This window comes from Mycobacterium sp. NGS66, from assembly GCF_059812225.1.
The window spans coordinates 331962-354135 of sequence record NZ_JCALCG010000003.1 but is presented as its reverse complement, the minus strand read 5'-3'; the positions used below and the strand labels follow the sequence as shown (position 1 = coordinate 354135).

Here is a 22174-nt window from a genome sequence, read left to right as displayed (position 1 = left end):
GCGAGCGCGGCGAAGCCGGGCGCGGCGGGTCGCCACCATGCAGCCGGGCCGGCCTGGCTCAGTACATCGCCATGTCGGGCTGTATCTGTTTGGCCCACGCGACGATCCCGCCCTGCAAATGGACCGCGTCGGAGAAACCGGCCTTCTTCACCGCGGCGAGCGCCTCGGCCGAGCGCACTCCCGTCTTGCAGTAGAGCACCGGCATGCGGTCGTGGGGCAGCTTGGCCAGGCCTTCTCCCGAGTTGAGCGACGACTTCGGGATCAGCTGGGCTCCTTCGATGTGGTTGATTTCCCATTCGGCGGGCTCGCGGACGTCGATCAGGGCCAGCTTTTTGCCGGAGTCCAGCAAATCCCGCAACTCCTGCGGTGTGATGGTGGATTCGGCGGCGGCAGCAGCGCCTTCCGAGGACACCGCGCCGCAGAAGTTCTCGTAGTCGATGAGGTCGGTGATCTTGGGTCTCGAGGTCTCGGACGGATCCTTGCGGATCTTGACGGTGCGGTAGCTCATCTCGAGCGCGTCGTAGATCATCAAGCGGCCCAGCAGTGACTCGCCGATCCCGGTGATCAGCTTGATCGCCTCGGTGCCCATGACCGATGCGATCGAGGCGCAGATGATGCCCAGCACGCCGCCTTCGGCACAGGACGGCACCATCCCGGGTGGCGGCGGCGCCGGATACAGGTCGCGGTAGTTGAGGCCGCGCCCGTCGGGAGCGTCCTCCCAGAACACCGAGACCTGGCCTTCGAAGCGGTAGATCGACCCCCACACGTATGGCTTGTGCGCCAGCACCGCCGCGTCGTTGACCAGGTAGCGGGTGGCGAAATTGTCGGTGCCGTCCATGATCAGGTCGTATTGCCGGAACAGGTCCACGGCGTTGCTGCGGTCCAACTTGAATTCGTGCAACCGCACCTCGACCAGTGGGTTGATGGCGTGGATCGAGTCGCGCGCCGACTGAGCCTTGGGGCGTCCGACATCGGCCACCCCGTGGATGATCTGACGCTGCAGGTTCGACTCGTCGACGACGTCGAAATCCACGATGCCGATGGTGCCGACGCCGGCCGCGGCCAAGTAGAGCAACGCCGGAGCGCCGAGTCCGCCGGCGCCGATGACCAGGACCCGCGCGTTCTTGAGCCGCTTCTGCCCGTCGACGCCCAAGTCAGGGATGATCAGGTGACGGCTATAGCGGGCCACCTCTTCGCGACTCAGCTCGTCCGCCGGCTCCACCAGTGGCGGCAGTGACCTCTGGGACATCTGCGATGTCGACACCGAAAATCTCCTCGGCTTGCGATTCAAATTCCATCACAGCAGTTGCCCCGATCGACGGCAAACAACGTCGTCCCCGAGCAGCCGCTCGCCACGGTTAAGCGATCGGATACGGCCAGGGATTGAACCGGCAGGTCTTACCGTCCGGCTTGACGAACTCCGGGTCGAACTTGGCACCGTCGTCGTTGGACGTGGAGAACGTCTGCTGCATCATCACCGGGGCCAGGCCGCCCTGTTTGTCACACGGCTCGTGTCGGACGTAGCCGATGGCGTGGCCGACCTCGTGGTTGACCACATACTGCCGATAGGAACCGATGTCGCCTTCGAAGGGAACGGCTCCGCGCACCCAGCGTGCCTCGTTGATGAACACCCGCGATTGGCGGTCTGCCCCATATGCAGGGTTGTAACAGGACGTCTCCAACCGGAATTCGTAGCCGCATCCCTCTCGCACGGTCACCGGCGACGCCAGCGAGATCCGGAAGTCGGGTTTTCCGTTATCGATCCGGACGAAAGCGAACTGCGGGTTGTGCGTCCAGCCCTTCGGATTGGCCAGGGTCTGATCGACCATCTGGGCAAAGGCGTTGTCCCCGCCGTACATCGCGGGGTCCAGGCCGTTCTCGATCTCGACGGTATATCTGAACACCTTCGCGGTGCCCTGACCGACCTGCGGCGACATGCCCGGAACGACATGCCACGCCTTTTCGCCCGCTTCGGTGAACGGACCGCCGTCCGGCAGCGTGCCGGCAGGCAGGTTGTCGTCGAAGGCGGCCAGGCCGCGAGGCGGCGCGTCCAGAATCGCCGTGCCCACCGCTCCGATGGCGGGCGGCCCCTGCAAAGACTCGCTGGCCGCGGGCCTGGGCGCGCTGGTACCGGTGACCGTTTGGTACACCACCAGCACGGTCAGCGCCGTCAGCACCGGCAGCGCGTACGCGCGCCAGCCATAGGTCGACACGAACCGCCCCAGCCAGGTTTGCTTACGCCATTGCCGTGGTCGCTGGCGTTCCGCGCGAACACGTCCGGCCTCGGCGAGCGGGTCGCGCTGCGCGCGCAGCGGTTCGCGCCATTCGTCACGCAGCACCGGCGCCCGACCGGTGCTGCGCACAGGCCGCGGTGAAGTCATTTCCCCAGGATGGCACAGCCTGAGCGGACTGCGACCGCTGGCGCGCCCGAGAGGCCTCCAACACTCCCAGCGGCCAGCGCCAACGTCGCCATGCGGTCGATGGGCCGTCCTGAAGCAACCATGGGTAGTAATGTCGTTCCGACGAGCCAGGAGGCTGGGCCGCCCGCGCGATACCGGGACGGCGAAGGAATCAGATGAGGACCCGATGAGCGATCTCGCCAAGACAGCGCAACATCGTGCCGTCAAGGCGGCCGACCGGGGGCGGTCCGCAAACAGCATGACCGCGTCCAACCGGCGGGGCAACCGGTTGCCCCGCGACGAGCGCCGCGGTCAACTGCTGGTCGTCGCCAGCGACGTCTTTGTCGACCACGGCTTCCACGCGACCGGGATGGACGAGATCGCCGACCGCGCAGGGGTCAGCAAACCCGTTCTGTATCAACATTTTTCGAGCAAACTCGAGCTGTATCTGGCGGTGCTCCAGCGACACGTGGAGAACCTGGTCTCCGGGGTGCAAGAGGCGTTGCGCACCACCACCGACAACCGGCAGCGGCTGCACGCGGCGGTCCAGGCTTTTTTCGACTTCATCGAGCACGACAGCCAGGGCTACCGACTGATCTTCGAGAACGACTACGTCACCGAACCCGAGGTGGCGGCGCAGGTACGAGCGGCCACCGAATCATGCATCGACGCGGTGTTCGCGCTGATCGCCGAGGATTCCGGACTGGAGCCGCATCGCGCGCGGATGATCGCGGTGGGCCTGGTCGGCATGAGTGTCGACGCCGCCCGGTATTGGCTGGACGCAGACCGCCCGATCTCCAAGTCGGACGCCGTGGAGGGCACCGTGCAGTTCGCCTGGGGCGGACTGTCGCACGTGCCGCTCACCCGCTCTTAGTGCCCTTTCTGAACAGAGTCCAGCCCAATTCCGAAGCCGACCCGGCGGGCGTCGGCGACGCCGATTTCGACGTACGCGATCTTGGCGGTGTGGATCAGGAAACGACGCCCCTTCTCGTCGCTCAGGCTGAGCAGGCCAGAGCCTTCACGCAACGCCGCGTTGACGAGCTCTTCGACCTCGTCGGGAGTCTGCGCACTGGAAAAGACCAGCTCCCGCGGGCTGTCTGTGATCCCGACTTTGACCTCCACGTTCGCCCCTTCCAGCCGTTCGCTCGCTAACGTCTCAGCAGCAGGCTAGTTGACGCCGCGGGTCGATTTCGCGCCCTGGTCCGCGGCCCGGGTTCGCGGTGAGCGAAACGAAGCTCGCGAGGCGGTAACGAATTCGCCTGCAACCGGTCACAACCGGCCTCGGCGGCGGCCACCTGCGCTTTCACATCGATAACATCGGCACCATCAGTACCACCCTGCACCATCTCGACGACGAGGTAGAGGACTACCCGGACGACGAGTACGACGAGACCGGAGCCGACTACGACGGCTACGGCGGATCACGCTGGCCGCGTCGTCGCCGGTGGCACCCGGCCACGGCGGTCGTCGGCGCGGTGATAGCCATCGGCGCCATTGCCACCGCGGTCATCATCAACAGCGGCGACAGCGCGTCGACCAAGGCGACCATCGGGCCGCCCACCCCACGCACCCCGGTGCTTTCCACCACCCCGCGGGCAAGCGCTCCACCCAGCGAAACGACCACGGCCAGCCCGTCTTTGCGGCCGGCGCTACCGCCGGAGACGGTCACCAGGGTGCCGCCGTCCGCACGAGTGCCCAGCACGACGCTGCCGAGGACACCGACCGCCGCCCCGGTGCCCACCGCGCTGCCGCCGTCGCCGGCGCTCAATCCGCGCACCGTGGTCTACACCGTCACCGGCACCAAGCAGGCGTTCGACCTGGTGAACATCGTCTACACCGATGCCCACGGCTATCCGAGGACCGAGTTCAACGTGGCGCTGCCATGGACCAAGATCGTGGTGCTGAATCCCGGTGTGCAGACCGAATCGGTGATCGCGACCAGTATCTACAGCCAGCTGAACTGCGCGGTGGTCAACGCCGCGGGTCAAACCGTGGTGGCGTCGGCGAAAAATGGGAACCTGGCGACCTGCACCCGTTAGCTCAGCCCGAGATCACGCATGCGCTGGTCGTGCGTTTCCTGTAAGCGGTCGAAGAACGCACCCAGCTGACTGAGGCCCTGAGTCCCGGAAACCACCAGGTCGACCAGTTCGTCGTGGTCGGCCAGCAGGTACTGAGCCTGGGTGATCGTCTCGCCGAAAAGCCGGCGAGACCACAGGGCCAGCCGGCTGCGCTGTTTGCTACTGGCGGTCACCGCCTTGCGCACCTCCGCGACGACGAACTGGGAGTGCGCGGTCTCTGCCAGGGTTTCCCGCACCACCTCGGCAATTTCCTCGGGCAAACCGCCGGCGATCTCGAGATACAAGGTGGACGCCAACGCGTCCGCGACGTACGTCTTCACCAGGGCTTCCAGCCACGTACTGGGGGTGGTCAGCCGGTGGTAGTTATCCAGCGCGGAGACGTATTTCGACATGGCCGACACCACGTCGACGCCACGCCTCTCCAGGGCGTCGCGCAGCAGCTCATAGTGGCCCATCTCAGCGGCCGCGATGCTGGCCATCGAGATCCGGCCGCGCAGGTCCGGTGCCATCCGGGCTTCCTCGGTCAGCCGGTAAAACGCGGCGACCTCGGCGTATGCCAGCAGCGCAAAGAATTCGTTGACGGCCGGATGATCCGCTGGGATCCGTGGGGTCGCTGAATCTGCCAGCTGGTCCGCGGACGAGGGCGAGGTCATGGCAACACTCTAGTCGGCAATCTCGCCGGCAAAGATAGGCGCAAGTCGGCGCCCGCCAGGCCACCGGCTATGATGCTGATAGGTAATGGCTGTATCCGTTACCGGCGCAATGTGCGCGCACAGCCGCCGCTTTCGGTCCGAAAATCCCGGAATCGAGCATCCGGCGGCGACCCGGAGACGTCTTTCGGAGTCGGAACTCAGTGCGCGCGTGACCGCAGAGACAAACCGACAACACCGAATACCGTTCCCCGGAAGGCTTATCCATCTCGTATGACCGCGCTTAAGAGCACAACTGAACCAACCTTTGCCAAACTCGGAGTCCGCGACGAAATCGTGCGCGCACTGTCGGAAAAGGGCATCGACCATCCCTTTGCTATCCAAGAACTGACGCTGCCGCTCGCGCTGGCCGGTGAGGACGTGATCGGCCAGGCCCGCACCGGCATGGGGAAGACCTTCGCCTTCGGCGTACCGCTGCTGCAGCGGATCACAGCCGGTGACGCCGCCCGTCCGCTCACCGGAGCGCCGCGTGCGCTGGTCGTGGTGCCCACCCGCGAGCTCTGCCTGCAGGTGACCGGCGACTTGGCCACCGCGGCGAAATACCTGACCGCCGGCGACAGCGCGCCCAGACCCCTGTCGGTGGTGTCCATCTACGGCGGACGGGCCTACGAACCGCAGATCGAGGCGTTACAGAGCGGCGCCGACGTCGTGGTGGGCACACCTGGCCGGCTGCTCGACCTCTGCCAGCAGGGTCACCTGCAGCTGGGCGGGCTGTCGATGCTGGTGCTCGACGAGGCCGACGAGATGCTCGACCTGGGCTTTCTGCCCGACATCGAGCGCATCCTGCGTCAGATCCCCGCCGACCGCCAGTCGATGCTGTTCTCGGCAACCATGCCAGACCCGATCATCACGCTGGCCCGCACCTTCATGGACCAGCCCACCCACATCCGGGCCGAGTCGCCGCACTCGCTGGCCGTGCACGACACCACCGAGCAGTTCGTCTACCGCGCCCACGCGCTTGACAAGGTGGAGCTGGTCAGCCGGATCCTGCAGGCCCGCGACCGGGGCGCCAGCATGGTGTTCACCCGCACCAAGCGCACCGCCCAGAAGGTCGCCGACGAGCTGGCCGAACGCGGCTTCGCTGTCGGCGCCGTGCACGGTGATCTCGGGCAGATCGCGCGCGAGAAGGCTCTCAAGGCGTTTCGTGCCGGGGACATCGACGTGCTGGTGGCCACCGACGTGGCCGCACGTGGCATCGACATCGACGACATCACCCACGTCATCAACTACCAGTGCCCCGAGGACGACAAGATGTACGTCCACCGCATCGGGCGCACCGGCCGGGCCGGACGCACCGGCATCGCGGTCACCCTGGTGGATTGGGACGAGCTGGAACGCTGGGCGATGATCGACAAGGCGCTGGGCCTGGGCTCCCCGGATCCGGCCGAGACCTATTCGAGTTCGCCACACCTTTATGCCGAACTGGCCATTCCGGCCGAGGCTGGTGGCACCGTGGGCGCGGCACGCAAGTCGCCGGTCAAGCGCCGGGACACCGGCCCCGCCAAAACCGGCCCCAAGCCGCGTACCCGCGGAGGCAATGCCCGGCGCCGGCGCACGCGGGGCGGGCAACCGGTCACCGGACATCCCGCTGCCGCGAACAAGGGCGCCAACGTCGAGGCGCCTACCGACACCGCGACCAACTCGGGTGAGGCCGGGACCGCCCGGCGCCGTCGCCGCCGCCGGCGCAGTGAGGTCGTTGACGTCAAGGACGCCCAAGACCGCGGAGCAAAGCTCGCCGCGCACACCAACTGACGCCGCGGTGGCGTGATGGTGCGACCCGAACGCCGAACCAAAGGCGACATGGCGGCCGCCGCGGCGATTGCGCTCGTCGTCGCCGCGGTCGCGGCGCTGATCTGGTGGACCAGCGACGCCCGGGCGACCGTCAGCCGGCCGGCGGCTTCACCCGCGCCCAATCCCACCCCGGCCAAACACGTGCCGACCGAGCTGAAGCAGCTGTGGAGCGCGGCCAGCCCTGCCACCACGGTTCCGATCGTGGTCGGCGGATCGGTGACCACCGGCGACGGGCGAGGGGTGCAAGGACGCGACCCCGCCACGGGCGAAACCCGCTGGAGCTACTCGCGCGACACCGGCCTGTGTGGGGTGTCCTGGGTCTACCACTACGCCGTCGCTGTCTATCGAGACGACCGTGGCTGCGGACAGGTCAGCACCATCGATGGGTCCACCGGTCGTCGCGGGCCCGCGCGCAGCAGTTACGCCGATCCGCGCGTGCGGCTGTCCGCCGACGGCACCACCGTGTTGTCAGCCGGCGAAACTCGCCTGGAGCTGTGGCGCTCGGACATGGTTCGGATGCTGGTCTACGGCGAGACCGACGCACGGGTGAAGCCGTCGGCGCGGGGCCTGCACTCCGGCTGCAGGCTGGAGTCGGCGGCTGCCAGTTCGTCTGCGGTATCGGTTTTGGAAGCCTGCACAAACCAGGCCGATCTGCGGCTGGTGCTGTTGCGGCCCGGCAAAGACGACGACGAACCTCAACAACACCTGGTTTCCGAACCCGGTATCCGGCCGGGCTCGGGTGCTCGGGTGGTGGCCGTCTCGGATACCAGCACCGCCGTGTATGTGCCGCTGCCGCAACCCCGGGTCGACGTCATCGACGAGACGGGCGCGACGGTCGCGAGCACGATGCTGCCCAAGCCGCCGTCGAGTTCAGCCGTCGCGTCCCCGGCGGGAAATCTGGTGACCTGGTGGACCGGCGATTCGTTGATGGTCTTCGATACGGGCAAGCTGATGCTTCGCTACACGATCGCCCCCGGCGAGACGGCAACTCCGCTGGGCCCCGGCGTGATGATGGCGGGCCAGTTGCTGGTGCCCATCACCGGCGGCATCGGGGTGTACGACCCGCTCAGCGGCGAGAACACCGGATTCATCCCGGTGAGCCGGCAGCCGAGCACGTCAGCGGTGGTCCCGGCCGTTCTGGGTTCCAGGGTCTTCGAGCAGCGCGGCGACACGGTGGTGGCGCTGGGCTGACGGCCGAGCGCTACACCTCGACGGTGAAACTGGGCAGCGGTTTGCCCGACTTCCAGTGCTTGACCAGCGCCTCGGCCAGCTCGCGGTAGGCCACCGCTCCCTTGTTCTTCCGCCCGGCCATTACCGACGAGCCCGACGCGCTGGCCTCGGCGAAGCGGACCGTGCGCGGGATCGGTGGCGCCAGCACCGGCAGGTCGTAGCGGTCGGCGACGTCGACCAGCACGTCGCGGGTGTGCGTGGTTCGCGAATCGTACAGCGTCGGCAACGCGCCCAGCAGGCGCAGCTCAGGATTGGTGATCTGCTGCACGTCGGCGACGGTGCGCAGGAACTGGCCGACACCGCGATGCGCCAGCGTCTCGCACTGCAGCGGCACGATCACCTCGTCGGCGGCCGTCAACCCGTTGAGCGTGAGCACTCCCAACGAGGGCGGACAGTCCACGACCACCACGTCGAAGTCGGAGAGTTTCGCCAGCGCCCGCTTGAGCGCGTACTCACGGCCGGCCCGCATCAGCAGCATCGCCTCGGCCCCGGCCAGGTCGATGTTGGCCGGTAGCAAAGTCATTCCCTCGTTGGTGGTGACCAGCGCGGCATTAGGTTCGACCTCACCGAGCAGCACCTCGTGCACGGACACCGGCAGCTTGTCCGGGTCTTGGCCGAGCGAGAAGGTCAAACAGCCCTGCGGGTCCAGATCGACAAGCAGCACGCGCTTTCCGATGTCCGCCATTGCCGCACCCAGCGAGGCGACCGTGGTCGTCTTGGCCACGCCCCCTTTCTGGTTGGCTACTGCCAATACCCGAGCTTTAGTCAAAGCGCCGCTCCTCCTCATCGCCGCGCGGACACTGTGCCCATCCTGGCATGTTCCCCGGCCGAAGGTTCGGACGGTGGCTCCGGCAGGGCTCTGGCATGTCGGTCCGGCAGAATCGGTCGTCATGGGCTTCACAAAAGGAGTGGAAAACCACCGGTTGCTGCTGCTCCGCCACGGCGAGACCGAGTGGTCGAAATCGGGCCAGCACACCGGCAGTACGGAGCTCGAACTGACCGAGGCCGGACGAGCCCAGGCCAAATCGGCCGGCCGGGCGCTGGATGAGCTGGACCTGACCAACCCGCTGGTGATCAGCAGCCCACGGCAACGCGCCCTGGTCACCGCCCAATTGGCGGGCCTTTCCGTCGACGAGGTTTCGCCGCTGCTTGCCGAATGGGATTACGGCGCCTACGAGGGGCTGACCACGGCGCAAATCCGGGAATCCGAACCTGATTGGCTGGTGTGGACCCATGGCTGCCCCGGCGGTGAAAGCGTCGCACAGGTCAGCGATCGCGCCGACCGGGCGGTGGCGATGGCGCTGGACCACATGGCGACGCGTGACGTGGTGTTCGTCGGCCATAGCCACTTCTCCCGGTCGGTGATCACCCGCTGGGTCGAGTTGCCCCTGATCGAGGGCAGCCGCTTCGGGATGCCCACCGCGTCGGTTGCGGTGTGCGGGTTCGAGCACGGGGTGCGCCAGCTCGTCGCACTCGGATTGACGGGGCCGTGACGGCCGCCGAACCGCCGTTTGCGCTATGCGGGCCGACCGGGATCCTGATAGCCGACGGAGTGCGCGAGCACTATCGCGAGGTGACCACCGCCCAAGCGGCGCTCCGCTCGGGAGCGGTGCCAATTGTGTTGGGCGCGTTACCTTTCGACGTGAGCAGGCCGGCCGCATTGCTGGCGCCGGAGGCGGTGTGGCGTCCCGACACGCTGCCCGACTGGCCGACGGGACCGCTGCCCCCGGTGCGCGTCACGGCCACGTTGCCGCCCCTCGCAGACCACCGCGATCGGATCGCGCGGGCCGGGGCTCAGCTCACCGCACCCGACAACCCCCTGCGCAAAGTGGTGCTCGCCCGTGCCCTGCAACTGGCCGCCGACGAGGCGTTGGACGCCCGCATCATCCTGCGCCGCCTGATCGACGCCGACCCGACCGCATACGGCTACCTGGTCGATCTCACCGCCGCCGGCGACGACTACGTGGGTGCGGCCCTGGTGGGCGCCAGCCCGGAACTTCTGGTCGCTCGCTTCGGGAATCGCGTGGTGTGCCAACCATTTGCCGGTTCGGCACCCCGCGCTGCCGACCCCGACGTCGACGCCGCCCGTGGCGCCGCGCTGGCCGCCTCCGCCAAGGACCGACACGAGCATCGACTCGTCATCGACACCATGCGTGCGGTGCTGGAACCGCTGTGCGATGACTTGACCATCGCATCGGAGCCCCAATTGAGCCGCACTGCGGCGGTCTGGCACCTGTGCACGCCGATCAACGGCCGGCTGCGCGATTCCTCAACCACCGCAATCGATTTGGCGCTGGCACTGCACCCCACCCCTGCGGTCGGAGGAGTACCGACCAAGCTCGCCTGCGAGCTCATCCGCGAGCTGGAAGGCGACCGCGGTTTCTACGCCGGCGCCGTGGGGTGGTGCGACGCCCGGGGCGACGGTCGCTGGGTGGTGTCCATCCGGTGCGCTCAACTTTCGCCCGACCGACGCACCGCGCTGGCACGCGCCGGCGGAGGCATCGTCGCCGAATCCGACCCAGACGACGAAGTCGAGGAGACCACAACGAAATTCGGCACAATACTGAACGCATTGGGGATTGCGCATGGCTGAGATCATTCGCCGCGCCATCCCGCAAGACGTCACTGACATCACCGACATGATTCACGGCCTGGCCGAGTTCGAGCGCGCCCCCGATCAATGCACGGTGACCGAAACACAAGTCTTGTCAGCACTATTCGGCGATTCCCCAACGGTGCACGGCCATGTCGCGGTGGTGGACGGCGAAGTCGCCGCGATGGCGCTGTGGTTCCTCAGCTTCTCCACCTGGGACGGGGTCGCGGGGATCTATCTGGAGGATCTGTTCGTACGGGCCAGGTTTCGCCGCCGCGGGCTGGCTCGTGGACTGCTCTCCGAGCTGGCGCGCGAGTGCCAAGCCAATGGCTACACGCGGTTGTCGTGGGCGGTGCTGAACTGGAACTCCGATGCCATCGCCCTGTACGACCAGATCGGTGCCCAGCCACAGCGCGAATGGACCACCTACCGGCTGTCCGGCTCCGGCTTGGCCGAGCTGGCACGATCACGCTGATAGCCGCTCGCGGCCCAGCGCACCGCCGACGGACTGAAAAGCAACACCAGCGCGGTAAGCGCCACCAGCCCCAGCGGGGCCCCGAATGCCGGCCGATGTGAGCCGACCGCGACGTACCACGCGATCGGCAGCAGCAGCAACTGCGTGAACACCCCCAGGCCACGGCCCCAGCGCTTGCCGGCCACCAGGGCCCATCCGGCGCCCGCTACGCCAGCGCCGACCAGCGCGAACCACAGTGCGGTGCCCAGCCCGTTGACCACATGCTGATCGGCTCCGGCAAGCCCGCGGACCACCAGCACCGCGGCCACCACCAATGCGGCCGCGCCCTGCAACCCGACGATGACACCGGCGCCGCGCACGGCACGCGGCGCTAGGTCACGGGGTGGATTCGCCACAGCGCCAGCGTAGTCACGCTCGGCGGTCGGTCAGTGGGACCGGCATCGACAAGCCTTAAGCTCGTGCATCATGCGCGCCGTGCTGATCGTCAACCCCGCTGCCACTTCCACCACACCGGCCGCACGTGACCTGCTGGCAAGCGCACTCAAGAGCCGCCTCGAACTCACCGTTGAGCACACCACACACGCAGGCCACGGGGCCGAACTCGCGCACATCGCCGCCGAGGATGAAGTCGACCTGATCGTCGTGCACGGCGGAGACGGAACGATCAGCAGAGTGGTCAACGGCCTGCTGGGTCGCCCCGGTACCGCACCGAAACGATCCCTGCCGGCGGTAGCGGTGGTACCAGGCGGCTCGGCGAATGTGCTGACCAGGTCGCTGGGCCTGTCGCGGGATCCGGTGGCCGCCACCAACCAGCTCATCCAACTGCTCGACGACTACCGGCGGCACCGGACCTGGCGCCGAATCAGCCTGATCGACTGTGGTGAGACCTGGGCCGTCATCAACGCGGGGATGGGCGTCGACGCGGAAGTGGTGGCCGGAGTGGAAGCCCAACGCCGCAAGGGCGCCAAGGTGACCCCAATGCGCTATTGGCGAGTGGCGGTGCCCGTCGCCATCGGCTTTAGCCGCCGCGAACCGACCATGACGCTGGAACTGCCGGAGCGCGAGGCCATCTCGGGCGTGCACTTCGCGTGGGTGTCGAACACCACGCCCTGGACCTACAGCAACGAGCGGCCGATGGTGACAAACCCGGACTGCAGCTTTGAGACGGGCCTCGGCGTGTTCGCGCTCACCAGCATGAAGGTTTTCCCCACTTTGCGACTGGTGCGCCAGATGCTCTCAAAACGGCCTAACCCGCAGGCGAAGCAACTCATCCGCGATGACGACGCCGCGTGGCTGCGAGTCACCACCAACGGCGAACCGGCGGCCACTCAATTCGACGGTGAATACCTCGGACTGCGCGAGAGCATGACGTTCCGAACCGTCCCCGACGCACTGGCAGTGGTCGCTCCGCCGGCCAAAAGACAGTCCTGACCTGGGCGGGCGAGCTGTCAGACCCGGCGGTGAGACGAAAATCTCTAGGGAAGTGGAGCGGAGTGTAGTACAACGGTGTAAGGGCTTTGGTAAGAGTTCGTCAAAGTGAGATAGCCCACGAGCTAACTGACGCTATTGACATCTCTTGAGCCTGTGAAACGATCAAAAGGTTGCATGCAGAAATTTTGTAGGGGTACGGATACCTTTCTTGTGCACGCGCTAACTGCGGAAGAAAAATGCCCGTGCGCCTTGCTGCGCACTCAGTGAGGAGTAACTACTTATGGATTGGCGCCACAAGGCGGTCTGTCGCGACGAAGATCCCGAGCTGTTTTTCCCGGTAGGGAACAGCGGCCCGGCGCTCGCGCAGATCGCTGACGCGAAACTGGTCTGCAATCGGTGCCCGGTGACCACGGAATGCCTCGCCTGGGCCCTGAACACCGGCCAGGACTCGGGCGTATGGGGCGGCATGAGCGAAGACGAGCGGCGAGCACTCAAGCGTCGCAGCGCCCGGACGAAGGCCCGTAGCGGAGTCTGACGCGGTTTGAAAACGGTGCGGCCTCGACAATCGTCGGGGCCGCACTGTTGCGTGCCCGTTTACAGCAGCAACCGGGCCCGGCGGCCGATCGGCACCCGGAGCACCACGTCGGTGCCCTTGCCGCCGCCCTCGTGCATGCTCAGCGTGCCGTCCAGCTCGGCGGAGACCAAAGTCCGCACAATCTGCAGACCGAGGCTGTCCGACTTCTCCAGGCTGAATCCCTCCGGCAGGCCGCGCCCGTCGTCGTGCACCACGACATCCAGCCAGCGTGCCGAGCGCTCGGCCCGAATCGTCACCGAGCCCTCGGGAGCCGCCGGGTCGAAGGCATGCTCGATAGCGTTCTGCACGAGTTCGGTGATAACCATGATCAGCGCCGTGGCCCGGTCGGAGTCCAGCACACCGAGATCGCCGACGCGGTTGATGCGGATCGGCCGGTCCACCGACGCCACGTCGTTCATGATCGGCAGGATCCGGTCGATGACCTCGTCCAGGTTCACCTGCTCGTCCACTGACATCGACAACGCGTCATGGACCAGGGCGATCGACGACACCCGGCGCACCGATTCGATCAGCGCTTCGCGCCCTTCGGCGTTGACCGTCCGGCGCGCCTGCAGACGCAGCAGCGCCGCGACCGTCTGCAGATTGTTTTTCACCCGGTGGTGAATTTCGCGGATGGTGGCGTCCTTGGATATCAGGGCGCGGTCGCGCCGTTTCACCTCGGTGACGTCACGGATCAGGATCGCCGCGCCGGCGCTGGCGCGGTTGACCACCAGCGGCAGTGTGCGCAGCAGGACGGTGGCACCGCCGGCGTCGACTTCCATCCGCATGCTGGCCCCGCCCGCCAGCAGGTCGAGCACGTGCTCGGCCACCTCTTGCGCCTCGAATGGGTCGGAGATGAGCGGGCGCGTCACCTCGATGAAGTTGTGCCCTTCCAATTCGCTGACCAGGCCCATCCGGTGATAAGCCGATAGCGCGTTGGGGCTGGCGTAGGCCACAACACCGTCGACGTCCAGGCGAATGAAGCCGTCACCGGCACGGGGGGTGGATCGCGACATGGCCACGTCGCCCACGTCGGGAAAGGTGCCTTCGGCCAACATGTGCAGCAGGTCGGTGGCGCACTCCTGATAGGCCGTCTCCAGGTGGCCCGACGAGCGCTCGACCGCCACTTCGGTTTGGTGCCTGGTCAGCACCGCCACCACCTGGTCGCCATACCGCACCGGGGATGCCACGACGTTCGGCCCGGGAAGTTGCCACGAATGCTGTTGCACCACATCGCTTTCCCGCTCCGGGGTACCAGAAGCGAAGGTAGCGGCGACGAGCGGCAACCGATCCGCGGCGACGACGCTACCCACCGCGTCGGTCTGCAGGACCGTGGGCGCGGTGTTGGGCCGGCACTGCGCCACACATACCAGCACGCCGTCGTCGCGGCGGACCCACATCAGGTAGTCGGCGAACGACAGGTCGGCCAGCAGCTGCCATTCGCCGACCACCGCATGCAGGTGGTCGACCGCGTTGCCCGGCAGCACCGTGTGTTCGGCAAGCAGATCACCGAGAGTGGACATGACGCTCCCCCGAGTGCTTCCGGATGACCCCGGATCGCCTAGATATTGGGTCCAACGGCTAGCTGATCACGGCGATGAGGTCGCCGGCCTGGATGACGTCCCCCACCGACACACTGACCTTGCTGACCGTGCCGCCGACTTCGGCCAGCACCGGGATCTCCATCTTCATCGACTCCAGCAGCACGACGGTGTCGCCCTTGCCGATCTGGTCGCCTTCCCGGACAACAACTTCGAGCACGCTGGCCACGATCTCGGCACGAACATCCTCGGCCATCTTCACCCCACTTTTTCGGCCATTGGCGCATGCTGACTGCTGATCTCTCAGGCTCATGTATATCGAACCATAACGGCGCCCGGGACAGCGGCGCACGGGCCGTGCAAGCGGCAGGGCGAACGCATGGGACACTGTTGGATAACCAGGCGCACCAGCCGCCCGCATTCCAAATGGAGGTTTACCCATGGCCAAGCGTGGCCGTAAAAAGCGCGACCGCAAGTACAGCAAAGCCAACCACGGCAAGCGCCCGAACTCGTAGCGGCACGGCAAAGCCCCTGATTCGTGCCGAATCAGGGGCTTTTTGCGTCGCCTCTCAGGATCCGCCCCGGATGATGGTGGTCCGGCGGATCTCCAGCCGCAGGCGTTCCCGCAACCCCTCGGGAGCCTTGTCACCTCGGCACTTGGTCGCGATCAGCGCCTTGATCCGCTCCTCGAGCCCGTAATGCTTGAAGCATCCTGGGCATGCCTCGAGATGCCTGCGTAGCTTCTCTCGAGACTCGGGGGTGCATTCCCCGTCGAGCAGCGTCCATACCTCGGCGATCACTTCCGCACATCCGAGGCCACCATGCGAATCGTCGACCGCGCTGACGTCGGCGCAAGGGTCGACAGGGCCGGGAAGATCACTCATGACGACACCTCCTCGTGCGCCTCTTGACCGCGAATGAAGCCCCGCTCGCGTGCCACGTCGGCCAGCAGCGCCCGCAGCTGACGCCTGCCCCGATGAAGCCGCGACATCACAGTCCCGATCGGCGTATCCATGATCTCGGCGATCTCCTTGTAAGGAAACCCCTCGACGTCGGCGTAATAGACCGCCATCCGGAATTCTTCGGGAAGAGCCTGCACCGCTGCTTTGATCTCCGTGTCCGGCAGTGCCTCCAGCGCTTCGACTTCGGCCGAACGCAGGCCGGTCGAGGAATGCTCGGCATTGGACGCCAACTGCCAATCGGTGATTGCCTCGGTCGGATACTCCGCTGGCTGGCGCTGCTTCTTGCGGTAGCTGTTGATGTAGGTGTTGGTCAGGATCCGATACAACCAGGCCTTGAGATTGGTGCCTTCCCGGAACGAGCGGAAGCCGGCGTAGGCCTTCACCATGGTTTCTTGCAGCAGGTCCTCGGCGTCGGCCGGATTGCGCGTCATCCGCAGCGCACCGCCGTAGAGCTGATCCAGTAATGGAATCGCATCACGCTCGAAGCGTGCGGTCAGTTCCTCGTCGGTCTCCACAGCCGGCCCGGACTCTGGAACGTCCAAGTCGGTGGCGCCGTCCCCCACGTTTTCCAGGTCGGCCATGTCGATTAGCACGTTCCCTTCTGCAGACAAGGGCGCCAACACCGCGTCACCCAACAGGCTCGTCGCCGTTGACACCAGACTCCTCCAATCTAAGGGCTGTGACCGACAGCGTCTGCCTGACTCTTGTCGCGTCACCTAGCTGCGGAAACCTCATCGATCAACAGCGCCGGTTCGCGGGCTATTTCCGCCGGCCCGGCCGATCGGCTGATCCCGCGATCCCGAACTGCCGCGCCGGACGTTACTGTGACGCCATGTCCCTACAAGGCAAGACCATGTTCATTTCCGGCGCCAGTCGCGGCATCGGCTTGGCGATCGCCAAACGGGCCGCTCAGGACGGCGCGAACATCGCGCTGATCGCCAAGACCGCCGAGCCGCATCCGAAGTTGCCCGGCACGGTATACACCGCGGCCAAGGAGCTCGAAGAAGCCGGCGGTCAGGCCTTGCCGATCGTCGGGGATGTGCGGGACCCGGATTCCGTCGCCGCCGCGGTGGCCCAGACCGTCGAGCAGTTCGGCGGCATCGACATCTGCGTCAACAACGCGTCCGCGATCAACCTGGGCTCCATCACCGAGGTGCCGATGAAGCGCTTCGATTTGATGAACGGCATCCAGGTGCGCGGCACGTACGCCGTGTCGCAGGCCTGCATCCAGCACATGAAAGGCCGGGAGAACCCGCACATCCTGACGCTGTCGCCGCCGGTGCTGCTGGAGCCCAAGTGGCTCAAGCCGACCGCCTACATGATGGCCAAGTTCGGGATGACGTTGTGCGCGTTGGGAATTGCCGAGGAGATGCGCGACGAGGGCATCGCCTCGAACACGTTGTGGCCGCGCACGCTGGTGGCCACCGCCGCGGTGCAGAACCTGCTCGGCGGCGACGAAGCAATGGGACGCGCCCGCAAGCCCGAGGTGTACGCCGACGCGGCCTACGTCATCCTCAACAAGCCCGCCCGCGAGTACACCGGCAACACCTTGCTCTGTGAGGACGTCCTGGTGGAGTCCGGCGTGACGGACTTGTCGGTCTACAACTGCGTGCCCGGCGGGAACCTGGGTGTCGACTTCTGGGTGGACGGGGTGAACCCGCCCGGGTACAGCGGACCGTAGCTGACCTGAAATCGCTTGTGTCACTGCGGTTTAGTGGCTGAACGCCGGTCAAACTCTTGCCGAGATGAGAGGTGGCGCCGGCAGTGCAGAACCATTATTCCGATCGCCGCTTGACCGGCGGTGGCTCGACCTGCTGGATCGTCTTGACCCGATCGATGGACCGGTCGAACGACGCGACCCGACCGACGCCTGTGCTCTCGGCGCAGGCGACCAAATAGGCTTCCGCGAAGTCAATCCGGTCGGTTTCGTAAACCTCTATCGCTCGCAGAAGTAATGCCGAATCCACACTGACGATCGAGTCGAATGCGACGAGCGACCGCATTGCCTGGGCTATTTGGTTGCGGGGCGCTTCGTAGAACGATTCCAACACATAAACCGTTTCTGCCAGGACGAGATCGGTCAGCAGCAGTTCTCGTTCGGCTGCAAGGTACGACGTCGCGCGGGCAGCCAACTCGGGTGGGTCACCGGTCAGGTGACGGACTAGGACGTTTGTGTCGACGAAGGCGGTCACCGTCGAGTCGCAGCGCGATCTGACCTGGTGCGGCGGATGACGTTGTCCCAAATGGCATTGCGCTTCGCTGCGGGCACCCGAATTGTGCCGGCCAAAGCGAGCAAGTCGGGCGTTCGCGCGAGCAGTGCACGATCGCCTTCGACGCGGAAAATCAGTTCATCGCCCGCGCGAATGCCCAGCGCATCCCGCACCGCCTTGGGGATGGTGACCTGCCCCTTCGACGTCACCGTAGCGGCAATATCCACCCTTCCTCCTTACTTTCTAGTTCAAGTAAGGATAGCGCGTAGGCGGGGCGACGCGCCGAGCAGACGCAAAATCCCCCGGCACGCCGTGGTTTTCGGGGATTTTGCGTTCCCCCGCAAGCGGGTGGGCCCACACCGAAGGTAGGGGAGTGCCCCCAGCTCGCGCGCTATACGAATGCGCTTTGACCGGTGATGTGCCGGCCGACGATGAGGGACTGAATCTCGGCGGTTCCCTCGTAGGTCACCAGGGCTTCCATGTCGCACAGATGACGCATCACGTGGAAGTCGAGCGTGATGCCGTTGCCGCCCAGTACGTCTCGGGCCAGTCGACACACATTGCGGCCCTTGACCGTGCAGTAGTACTTGGCGAGCGCGGCCATGGTCTCTTCGATCTTGCCCTCATCGATGAGCCGGCCCAGCCGGATGCTGTACAGCTGCATCGCGGTGAGGTCGCCGAGCATCTCCACCAGCATCGACTGGATGATCTGGGTCCTGGCGATCGGCCGGCCGAACTGCTTCCGCCGCAACGCGTAGTTCAGCGCGATCTCGTAGGCTGCGACGGCGTTCCCGGTTCCGCCCCACGCGACGAAATTGCGCGTGCCGGCGAGCACCTTGCCAACGTCCTTGAAACTGTTGCAATTCTGCAGCCGGGCAGCTTCGGACACGCGGCAATTGGTAAGCGTGATGTCCGCGTTCTGCACGATCCGCAGCGACATCTTGCCGCCGATCTTGGTGGCCGAATAGCCCGGGTTGTCCTTCTCCACGACGAACGCCTTGACTTGGTTGTCCGCGGTGTCGCGCGCGTATACGACGATCAGGTCGCACCACACTGCGTTGCCCGGCCAGCGCTTGCGGCCGTTCAGCACCCATTCGTCTCCGTGACGCTCAGCGGTGGCCTCGAGGACGACGGCGTCGGAGCCGTGCTCGGGCTCGGTCAGAGCGAAGGCGCCGATCTTTTCCAGGCGCGCCATCGCCGGTAGGTAGTGCCGCCGCTGCTCCTCGGAACCGAGGATGTTGATCGACTGCATCGCCAAGCCAACATGCACGCCGAAGAAGGTGCAGATGCTGCCGTCCACGCGGGATAGCTCGTAGGTGATGAGTCCGTTTGCGACCGCACTCATCCGCGTGCAGCCATAGTCGCCGAGGTTGTGGTCGCCCACGATGTTCAGCGCGGCGATTTTGGGGATCAGCTCGAACGGGAACTCACCGCGTTCCCAGTAGTCGTTGACGATCGGCAGGATCTCGGCCTCGCCGAACGCGCGGACCTTGGCGAAGATCTCCTTTTCCTCGTCGGTCAGCTGGTCCTTCATCAGGAAGTAGTCCGTGCCGCGGGCGCAGGCGATGTCCTCGACCAGCGCGGCGGTGGCCGGGTCGGCGTCCTTGGCCCCTCGCGTCTCGAACGGGCTGAACGGTTTTGGCAAGGTTGTCATGGTCTTTCTCCGGGTTCGGTAAGGAACTTCTCGATGACGGGGGCAAGTTCGGTGGCGTTGTGCACCAGATCGATGTGGCCGCCGTCGTGCAGGTGCAGGCGGGAATGCGGCAGCAGGGCATGCATGATGTGTGCGTTGACCACCGGGATGATCGGATCGTCGGTGCCGGCCACGATCAGCGTCTGCTGTCGCACCGCAGGCAGCGCGAACAGGCTGGTCCACACCGACCCGGCAAGTAGTTGGTGCAGATAGCCGATCCGCGATCCGGCATGCAATTGCCGGACGAACAGCCGTGCCACGTCCTCACCGTGGGCGCGGACGGTGCCGCCGTAGAGGTCACCGGCAATGGAGGCGGCGTAGTCCGGATCCGAGAATCTGCGCGGGGTAAGCATTTTCGCGAGAATGCGGGGCCGGGCCGGCACCATCAGCGCGCCGGTGCCCGTCGCCACCAGTACCAGGCGCCGGCATCGGCGCGGATTCTGAAACGCGAACTGCTGCGCGAGGGCCCCGCCCCAGGACAGCCCCAGCACGTCCACAACGCCGATGTCCAGCTTGGACAGCACTCGGCCGAGCACCCAGGCCAGGTAGGGAAACCCGTACGGCAGCACGGATGTGGGTGAACCTCCCGCACCCGGCACGTCGAATCGGACGACTGTGCAATCCAACTGCTCCACCAGCGGGTCGAGGACCTCGAGGCTGGCGCCGATGCCGTTGCACAGCACCAGCGGCACGCCGTCACCGTGTCGCACGTTGACCCGGATTCGTTGACCGCCGGCGGTGACGTAACGTTCCTGGCCGATCACGGATGCGGTCGCGGCGCGGCCGCGCGGCATCGTCACTTCTCCATGACGTAGCCGCCGGGCGCCGGCCCCAGTGGCGGGAAGCCGTCCCCGCCAAGCATTTTGGGGGCATCGACCTCCGGGCCGCTGCGTTCGGCGAGCCAGCCGACGTAGTCCGGCCACCAGGAGTCGGCGAATTTCTGCGCGGAGTCCAGCCACTGCTGGGGATCCTCGGCATCGACCGGGCCCGTTCGGAACGACGCCTTCGGGTTGCCGGGCGGGTTGACCAATGCGGCGATGTGACCGCTGGTGGACAGCACGTAGCGGTTGTCCTTGCTGCCGAGCAGCCGCGCGCTGCGGTACGTCGCCTGCCACGGGGAGATGTGGTCGGCGACGCCGCCGATGACATAGGCGTCCGACGTGACCTTCGACAGATCGACCGGACTGCCCAGCATGCTCACCTCGCCCGGACTGACCAGCGAGTTCCGCAGTCCCATCAGCACCATGTCGCGGTGCAACGCGGCCGTCATGCGAGTGGTATCGGCGTTCCAGAACAACACGTCGAACGCCGCGGGCTTGCGGCCCTGCACGTAGTTGTTCACGACGTAGCGCCACACGAGGTCGGTGGGTCGCAGCCAGGCGAACATCTCGGCCATGTCGCGTCCGTCGAGGAAACCTTTCTTCGCCGACGTTCGAATCGCGGCCTGCGCGGCGCGGTCGCTCATCGCCGCGGCGGCGAAACCGGCCCGGGTCTCGTCCAGCACGGTGACCGCCAACGTGAGGCCGGCGACCCGATCGCCCTCGCGGATGTCGGCCAGGTGGGCCGCCGTCATCGCCGCCAGGATGCCGCCCGAGCAGGTGGCCAGCAGATGAGCACTGTCGGTTCCGGCGATCTTCTGCACCGCATCCATCGCCTCGATGATCGCCGCGCCATAGGCATCGAAACCCCAATCCCGGTGCCGCGCTTGTGGATTGCGCCATGAGATCACGAACACCTGCTGGCCCTGCTGGACGAAGTACTCGATCATGCTGCGGCCCGGCGCGATGTCCAAGATGTAGTACTTGTTGATCACCGGCGGCACCATCAGCAACGGAATAGTGCGTACTTTCGCGGTCTGCGGGGCATACTGAATCAATTCGAACATCGAGGTCTGCGCGACCACCGCCCCCTTGGTGATCGCCACCGTCTCGCCCACCGCGAAGGCGTCGGGTTCCACCATCGCCGGCACCCGTGGCTTCGAAACCATGTCGCGGGCAAAGGCTTTGGCGCCGCGCACGGCGCTCAAACCACCGGTGTCGATCAGCGCCTTCCAGCCCAACGGGCTGATCAGCGGGTTGTTGGTGGGCGCCAGCCCCTCGACGAAGTTGTCGACCACGAACTGCATCTTCTCGTTGTCGCGCCAGTCCAGCTGGGCGTCGGCGAGCAGACCTTCCGCCGTCTCGGCACCGGCCAGGTAGGCCTGCATGATGCGGTGCAGTAGCGGATTCTGTTGCCACGCAGGGTCGCTGAACCGCTTGTCGGCGCGGGCCGGAGCACGATGCGACTTGCCCGCGGCGATGCTGCCGAGTTCACGGGTGAGCGTGGCGGCCCGGCCGGCCACCGCACCGGGGTGCTGTGCGAGGTGGACGGCGACGCGGGCCCAGGTGGCGTTGGGCATCATCCTGCTGACGAACGGCCGGGTGGCGCTGGTGAGCAACAGGTCGAGCGGGGCAGCTAGCTCGTCTGGCCTTGTTTGAGTTGCCATCG

The 22174-nt window shown here is 66.2% G+C and carries 26 protein-coding genes; 11 read left to right on the top strand and 15 right to left on the bottom strand.

Annotated features, from left to right (window positions below; translation table 11 throughout):
* Window positions 1-58: 58 nt before the first annotated feature.
* Entirely contained in the window at window positions 59-1249 is a 1191-nt protein-coding gene (gene moeZ, locus AC5Y2L_RS09525; RefSeq protein WP_499933883.1) for an adenylyltransferase/sulfurtransferase MoeZ, read from the bottom strand.
* Window positions 1250-1358: 109 nt separating this feature from the next.
* Window positions 1359-2381, bottom strand: coding sequence for a DUF3152 domain-containing protein (locus AC5Y2L_RS09520; RefSeq protein ID WP_499933358.1), 1023 nt, complete (start codon window positions 2379-2381; stop codon window positions 1359-1361).
* A gap of 205 nt (window positions 2382-2586) precedes the next feature.
* Here AC5Y2L_RS09520 and fasR point away from each other — a divergent pair, with 205 nt between their 5' ends.
* The gene (gene fasR / locus AC5Y2L_RS09515; RefSeq protein WP_499933360.1) at window positions 2587-3273 is read left to right on the top strand and encodes an HTH-type transcriptional activator FasR; all 687 of its coding nucleotides are present in this window, start codon (window positions 2587-2589) and stop codon (window positions 3271-3273) included.
* Here fasR and AC5Y2L_RS09510 read toward each other — a convergent pair.
* On the bottom strand, window positions 3270-3521 hold the full coding sequence (locus AC5Y2L_RS09510; protein ID WP_499933361.1) for a DUF3107 domain-containing protein: 252 nt from the start codon (window positions 3519-3521) through the stop codon (window positions 3270-3272). The two genes, fasR and AC5Y2L_RS09510, sit on opposite strands and share 4 nt — an antisense overlap.
* Before the next feature lie 203 nt (window positions 3522-3724).
* On the opposite strand from AC5Y2L_RS09510, the gene AC5Y2L_RS09505 reads away from it, so the two are divergent.
* Window positions 3725-4438 carry an MmpS family transport accessory protein gene (locus tag AC5Y2L_RS09505; RefSeq protein WP_499933884.1) on the top strand — a complete coding sequence of 238 codons (714 nt, stop codon included), beginning with the start codon at window positions 3725-3727 and terminating at the stop codon, window positions 4436-4438.
* On the opposite strand, the gene AC5Y2L_RS09500 is transcribed toward AC5Y2L_RS09505, so the two are convergent.
* Window positions 4435-5130: a ferritin-like fold-containing protein gene (locus AC5Y2L_RS09500; protein WP_499933362.1), complete on the bottom strand. Its 696-nt coding sequence runs from the start codon at window positions 5128-5130 to the stop codon at window positions 4435-4437. The genes AC5Y2L_RS09505 and AC5Y2L_RS09500 overlap by 4 nt on opposite strands.
* A 270-nt stretch (window positions 5131-5400) precedes the next feature.
* Here AC5Y2L_RS09500 and AC5Y2L_RS09495 point away from each other — a divergent pair, with 270 nt between their 5' ends.
* Both AC5Y2L_RS09495 and AC5Y2L_RS09490 read left to right on the top strand, forming a co-directional pair.
* Window positions 5401-6939 (top strand): DEAD/DEAH box helicase, encoded by a 1539-nt coding sequence (locus AC5Y2L_RS09495; RefSeq protein ID WP_499933364.1) that lies wholly within the window; start codon window positions 5401-5403, stop codon window positions 6937-6939.
* Between the two features lie 15 nt (window positions 6940-6954).
* Window positions 6955-8169 carry an Rv3212 family protein gene (locus tag AC5Y2L_RS09490; protein WP_499933365.1) on the top strand — a complete coding sequence of 405 codons (1215 nt, stop codon included), beginning with the start codon at window positions 6955-6957 and terminating at the stop codon, window positions 8167-8169.
* Between the two features lie 10 nt (window positions 8170-8179).
* Here the strand turns inward: AC5Y2L_RS09490 and AC5Y2L_RS09485 are convergent, their stop codons facing one another.
* Window positions 8180-8977, bottom strand: coding sequence for a ParA family protein (locus AC5Y2L_RS09485; protein WP_499933367.1), 798 nt, complete (start codon window positions 8975-8977; stop codon window positions 8180-8182).
* Between the two features lie 121 nt (window positions 8978-9098).
* Between AC5Y2L_RS09485 and AC5Y2L_RS09480 the strand changes: the two genes are divergently transcribed.
* The 3 genes from AC5Y2L_RS09480 to AC5Y2L_RS09470 are packed head-to-tail and all read left to right on the top strand — an operon-like array spanning window position 9099 to window position 11276.
* On the top strand, window positions 9099-9701 hold the full coding sequence (locus tag AC5Y2L_RS09480) for an acid phosphatase (protein WP_499933369.1): 603 nt from the start codon (window positions 9099-9101) through the stop codon (window positions 9699-9701).
* Window positions 9686-10801: an isochorismate synthase gene (locus AC5Y2L_RS09475; protein WP_499933886.1), complete on the top strand. Its 1116-nt coding sequence runs from the start codon at window positions 9686-9688 to the stop codon at window positions 10799-10801. The genes AC5Y2L_RS09480 and AC5Y2L_RS09475 overlap by 16 nt, the downstream gene beginning before the upstream one ends.
* Window positions 10794-11276, top strand: a complete 483-nt coding sequence (locus AC5Y2L_RS09470; RefSeq protein ID WP_499933371.1) for a GNAT family N-acetyltransferase — start codon at window positions 10794-10796, stop codon at window positions 11274-11276. Before AC5Y2L_RS09475 ends, AC5Y2L_RS09470 begins: the two co-directional genes overlap by 8 nt.
* Here AC5Y2L_RS09470 and AC5Y2L_RS09465 read toward each other — a convergent pair.
* Window positions 11228-11671 carry a hypothetical protein gene (locus AC5Y2L_RS09465; protein ID WP_499933373.1) on the bottom strand — a complete coding sequence of 148 codons (444 nt, stop codon included), beginning with the start codon at window positions 11669-11671 and terminating at the stop codon, window positions 11228-11230. The genes AC5Y2L_RS09470 and AC5Y2L_RS09465 overlap by 49 nt on opposite strands.
* A 70-nt stretch (window positions 11672-11741) precedes the next feature.
* On the opposite strand from AC5Y2L_RS09465, the gene AC5Y2L_RS09460 reads away from it, so the two are divergent.
* Both AC5Y2L_RS09460 and whiB1 read left to right on the top strand, forming a co-directional pair.
* Window positions 11742-12707 carry a diacylglycerol/lipid kinase family protein gene (locus AC5Y2L_RS09460; protein WP_499933374.1) on the top strand — a complete coding sequence of 322 codons (966 nt, stop codon included), beginning with the start codon at window positions 11742-11744 and terminating at the stop codon, window positions 12705-12707.
* 280 nt (window positions 12708-12987) lie between these two features.
* Window positions 12988-13242, top strand: coding sequence for a transcriptional regulator WhiB1 (gene whiB1 / locus AC5Y2L_RS09455; RefSeq protein ID WP_067237369.1), 255 nt, complete (start codon window positions 12988-12990; stop codon window positions 13240-13242).
* 59 nt (window positions 13243-13301) lie between these two features.
* Here whiB1 and AC5Y2L_RS09450 read toward each other — a convergent pair whose 3' ends face one another.
* Together AC5Y2L_RS09450 and AC5Y2L_RS09445 are read right to left on the bottom strand one after the other, a co-directional pair.
* Window positions 13302-14804 carry a sensor histidine kinase gene (locus tag AC5Y2L_RS09450; RefSeq protein WP_499933376.1) on the bottom strand — a complete coding sequence of 501 codons (1503 nt, stop codon included), beginning with the start codon at window positions 14802-14804 and terminating at the stop codon, window positions 13302-13304.
* A gap of 58 nt (window positions 14805-14862) precedes the next feature.
* Window positions 14863-15078 carry a biotin/lipoyl-binding carrier protein gene (locus AC5Y2L_RS09445; protein WP_067237694.1) on the bottom strand — a complete coding sequence of 72 codons (216 nt, stop codon included), beginning with the start codon at window positions 15076-15078 and terminating at the stop codon, window positions 14863-14865.
* Between the two features lie 184 nt (window positions 15079-15262).
* On the opposite strand from AC5Y2L_RS09445, the gene AC5Y2L_RS09440 reads away from it, so the two are divergent.
* Entirely contained in the window at window positions 15263-15337 is a 75-nt protein-coding gene (locus tag AC5Y2L_RS09440) for a 50S ribosomal protein bL37 (protein WP_003416889.1), read from the top strand.
* Between the two features lie 54 nt (window positions 15338-15391).
* Here AC5Y2L_RS09440 and rsrA read toward each other — a convergent pair whose 3' ends face one another.
* Window positions 15392-15706: a mycothiol system anti-sigma-R factor gene (gene rsrA / locus AC5Y2L_RS09435; protein ID WP_499933378.1), complete on the bottom strand. Its 315-nt coding sequence runs from the start codon at window positions 15704-15706 to the stop codon at window positions 15392-15394.
* Window positions 15703-16365 carry a sigma-70 family RNA polymerase sigma factor gene (locus AC5Y2L_RS09430; RefSeq protein WP_499933887.1) on the bottom strand — a complete coding sequence of 221 codons (663 nt, stop codon included), beginning with the start codon at window positions 16363-16365 and terminating at the stop codon, window positions 15703-15705. The genes rsrA and AC5Y2L_RS09430 overlap by 4 nt, the downstream gene beginning before the upstream one ends.
* Before the next feature lie 251 nt (window positions 16366-16616).
* Between AC5Y2L_RS09430 and AC5Y2L_RS09425 the strand changes: the two genes are divergently transcribed.
* On the top strand, window positions 16617-17465 hold the full coding sequence (locus AC5Y2L_RS09425) for an SDR family oxidoreductase (RefSeq protein WP_499933379.1): 849 nt from the start codon (window positions 16617-16619) through the stop codon (window positions 17463-17465).
* A 94-nt stretch (window positions 17466-17559) separates the two neighbouring features.
* Here the strand turns inward: AC5Y2L_RS09425 and AC5Y2L_RS09420 are convergent, their stop codons facing one another.
* The 5 genes from AC5Y2L_RS09420 to AC5Y2L_RS09400 all read right to left on the bottom strand — a co-directional run bounded on the left by AC5Y2L_RS09420 (window position 17560) and on the right by AC5Y2L_RS09400 (window position 22172).
* The gene (locus tag AC5Y2L_RS09420; RefSeq protein WP_499933381.1) at window positions 17560-17976 is read right to left on the bottom strand and encodes a type II toxin-antitoxin system VapC family toxin; all 417 of its coding nucleotides are present in this window, start codon (window positions 17974-17976) and stop codon (window positions 17560-17562) included.
* Window positions 17973-18221 carry an AbrB/MazE/SpoVT family DNA-binding domain-containing protein gene (locus tag AC5Y2L_RS09415; RefSeq protein WP_499933383.1) on the bottom strand — a complete coding sequence of 83 codons (249 nt, stop codon included), beginning with the start codon at window positions 18219-18221 and terminating at the stop codon, window positions 17973-17975. Before AC5Y2L_RS09415 ends, AC5Y2L_RS09420 begins: the two co-directional genes overlap by 4 nt.
* Before the next feature lie 164 nt (window positions 18222-18385).
* Complete coding sequence (locus AC5Y2L_RS09410; protein WP_499933385.1) at window positions 18386-19648, bottom strand: acyl-CoA dehydrogenase family protein; 1263 nt, start codon at window positions 19646-19648, stop codon at window positions 18386-18388.
* A complete protein-coding gene (phaZ, locus tag AC5Y2L_RS09405; RefSeq protein ID WP_499933387.1) occupies window positions 19645-20481 on the bottom strand; it encodes a poly(3-hydroxyalkanoate) depolymerase in 837 nt (278 codons plus the stop codon). The genes AC5Y2L_RS09410 and phaZ overlap by 4 nt, the downstream gene beginning before the upstream one ends.
* 2 nt (window positions 20482-20483) lie before the next feature.
* Window positions 20484-22172 (bottom strand): PHA/PHB synthase family protein, encoded by a 1689-nt coding sequence (locus AC5Y2L_RS09400; protein WP_499933388.1) that lies wholly within the window; start codon window positions 22170-22172, stop codon window positions 20484-20486.
* Window positions 22173-22174 lie beyond the last annotated feature (2 nt).

What these genes read in the sequence shown, in the direction of transcription:
- AC5Y2L_RS09410 (WP_499933385.1), bottom strand. Translation starts at nt 19,648, where the DNA reads ATGACAACCTTGCCAAAACCGTTCAGCCCGTTCGAGACGCGAGGGGCC.
- phaZ (WP_499933387.1), bottom strand. Translation starts at nt 20,481, where the DNA reads ATGCCGCGCGGCCGCGCCGCGACCGCATCCGTGATCGGCCAGGAACGT.
- AC5Y2L_RS09520 (WP_499933358.1), bottom strand. Translation starts at nt 2,381, where the DNA reads ATGACTTCACCGCGGCCTGTGCGCAGCACCGGTCGGGCGCCGGTGCTG.
- AC5Y2L_RS09425 (WP_499933379.1), top strand. Translation starts at nt 16,617, where the DNA reads ATGTCCCTACAAGGCAAGACCATGTTCATTTCCGGCGCCAGTCGCGGC.
- AC5Y2L_RS09490 (WP_499933365.1), top strand. Translation starts at nt 6,955, where the DNA reads ATGGTGCGACCCGAACGCCGAACCAAAGGCGACATGGCGGCCGCCGCG.
- AC5Y2L_RS09480 (WP_499933369.1), top strand. Translation starts at nt 9,099, where the DNA reads ATGGGCTTCACAAAAGGAGTGGAAAACCACCGGTTGCTGCTGCTCCGC.
- rsrA (WP_499933378.1), bottom strand. Translation starts at nt 15,706, where the DNA reads ATGAGTGATCTTCCCGGCCCTGTCGACCCTTGCGCCGACGTCAGCGCG.
- moeZ (WP_499933883.1), bottom strand. Translation starts at nt 1,249, where the DNA reads ATGTCCCAGAGGTCACTGCCGCCACTGGTGGAGCCGGCGGACGAGCTG.
- AC5Y2L_RS09450 (WP_499933376.1), bottom strand. Translation starts at nt 14,804, where the DNA reads ATGTCCACTCTCGGTGATCTGCTTGCCGAACACACGGTGCTGCCGGGC.
- AC5Y2L_RS09495 (WP_499933364.1), top strand. Translation starts at nt 5,401, where the DNA reads ATGACCGCGCTTAAGAGCACAACTGAACCAACCTTTGCCAAACTCGGA.
- whiB1 (WP_067237369.1), top strand. Translation starts at nt 12,988, where the DNA reads ATGGATTGGCGCCACAAGGCGGTCTGTCGCGACGAAGATCCCGAGCTG.
- AC5Y2L_RS09445 (WP_067237694.1), bottom strand. Translation starts at nt 15,078, where the DNA reads ATGGCCGAGGATGTTCGTGCCGAGATCGTGGCCAGCGTGCTCGAAGTT.
- AC5Y2L_RS09460 (WP_499933374.1), top strand. Translation starts at nt 11,742, where the DNA reads ATGCGCGCCGTGCTGATCGTCAACCCCGCTGCCACTTCCACCACACCG.
- fasR (WP_499933360.1), top strand. Translation starts at nt 2,587, where the DNA reads ATGAGCGATCTCGCCAAGACAGCGCAACATCGTGCCGTCAAGGCGGCC.
- AC5Y2L_RS09470 (WP_499933371.1), top strand. Translation starts at nt 10,794, where the DNA reads ATGGCTGAGATCATTCGCCGCGCCATCCCGCAAGACGTCACTGACATC.
- AC5Y2L_RS09500 (WP_499933362.1), bottom strand. Translation starts at nt 5,130, where the DNA reads ATGACCTCGCCCTCGTCCGCGGACCAGCTGGCAGATTCAGCGACCCCA.
- AC5Y2L_RS09400 (WP_499933388.1), bottom strand. Translation starts at nt 22,172, where the DNA reads ATGGCAACTCAAACAAGGCCAGACGAGCTAGCTGCCCCGCTCGACCTG.
- AC5Y2L_RS09430 (WP_499933887.1), bottom strand. Translation starts at nt 16,365, where the DNA reads ATGGCCGACCTGGAAAACGTGGGGGACGGCGCCACCGACTTGGACGTT.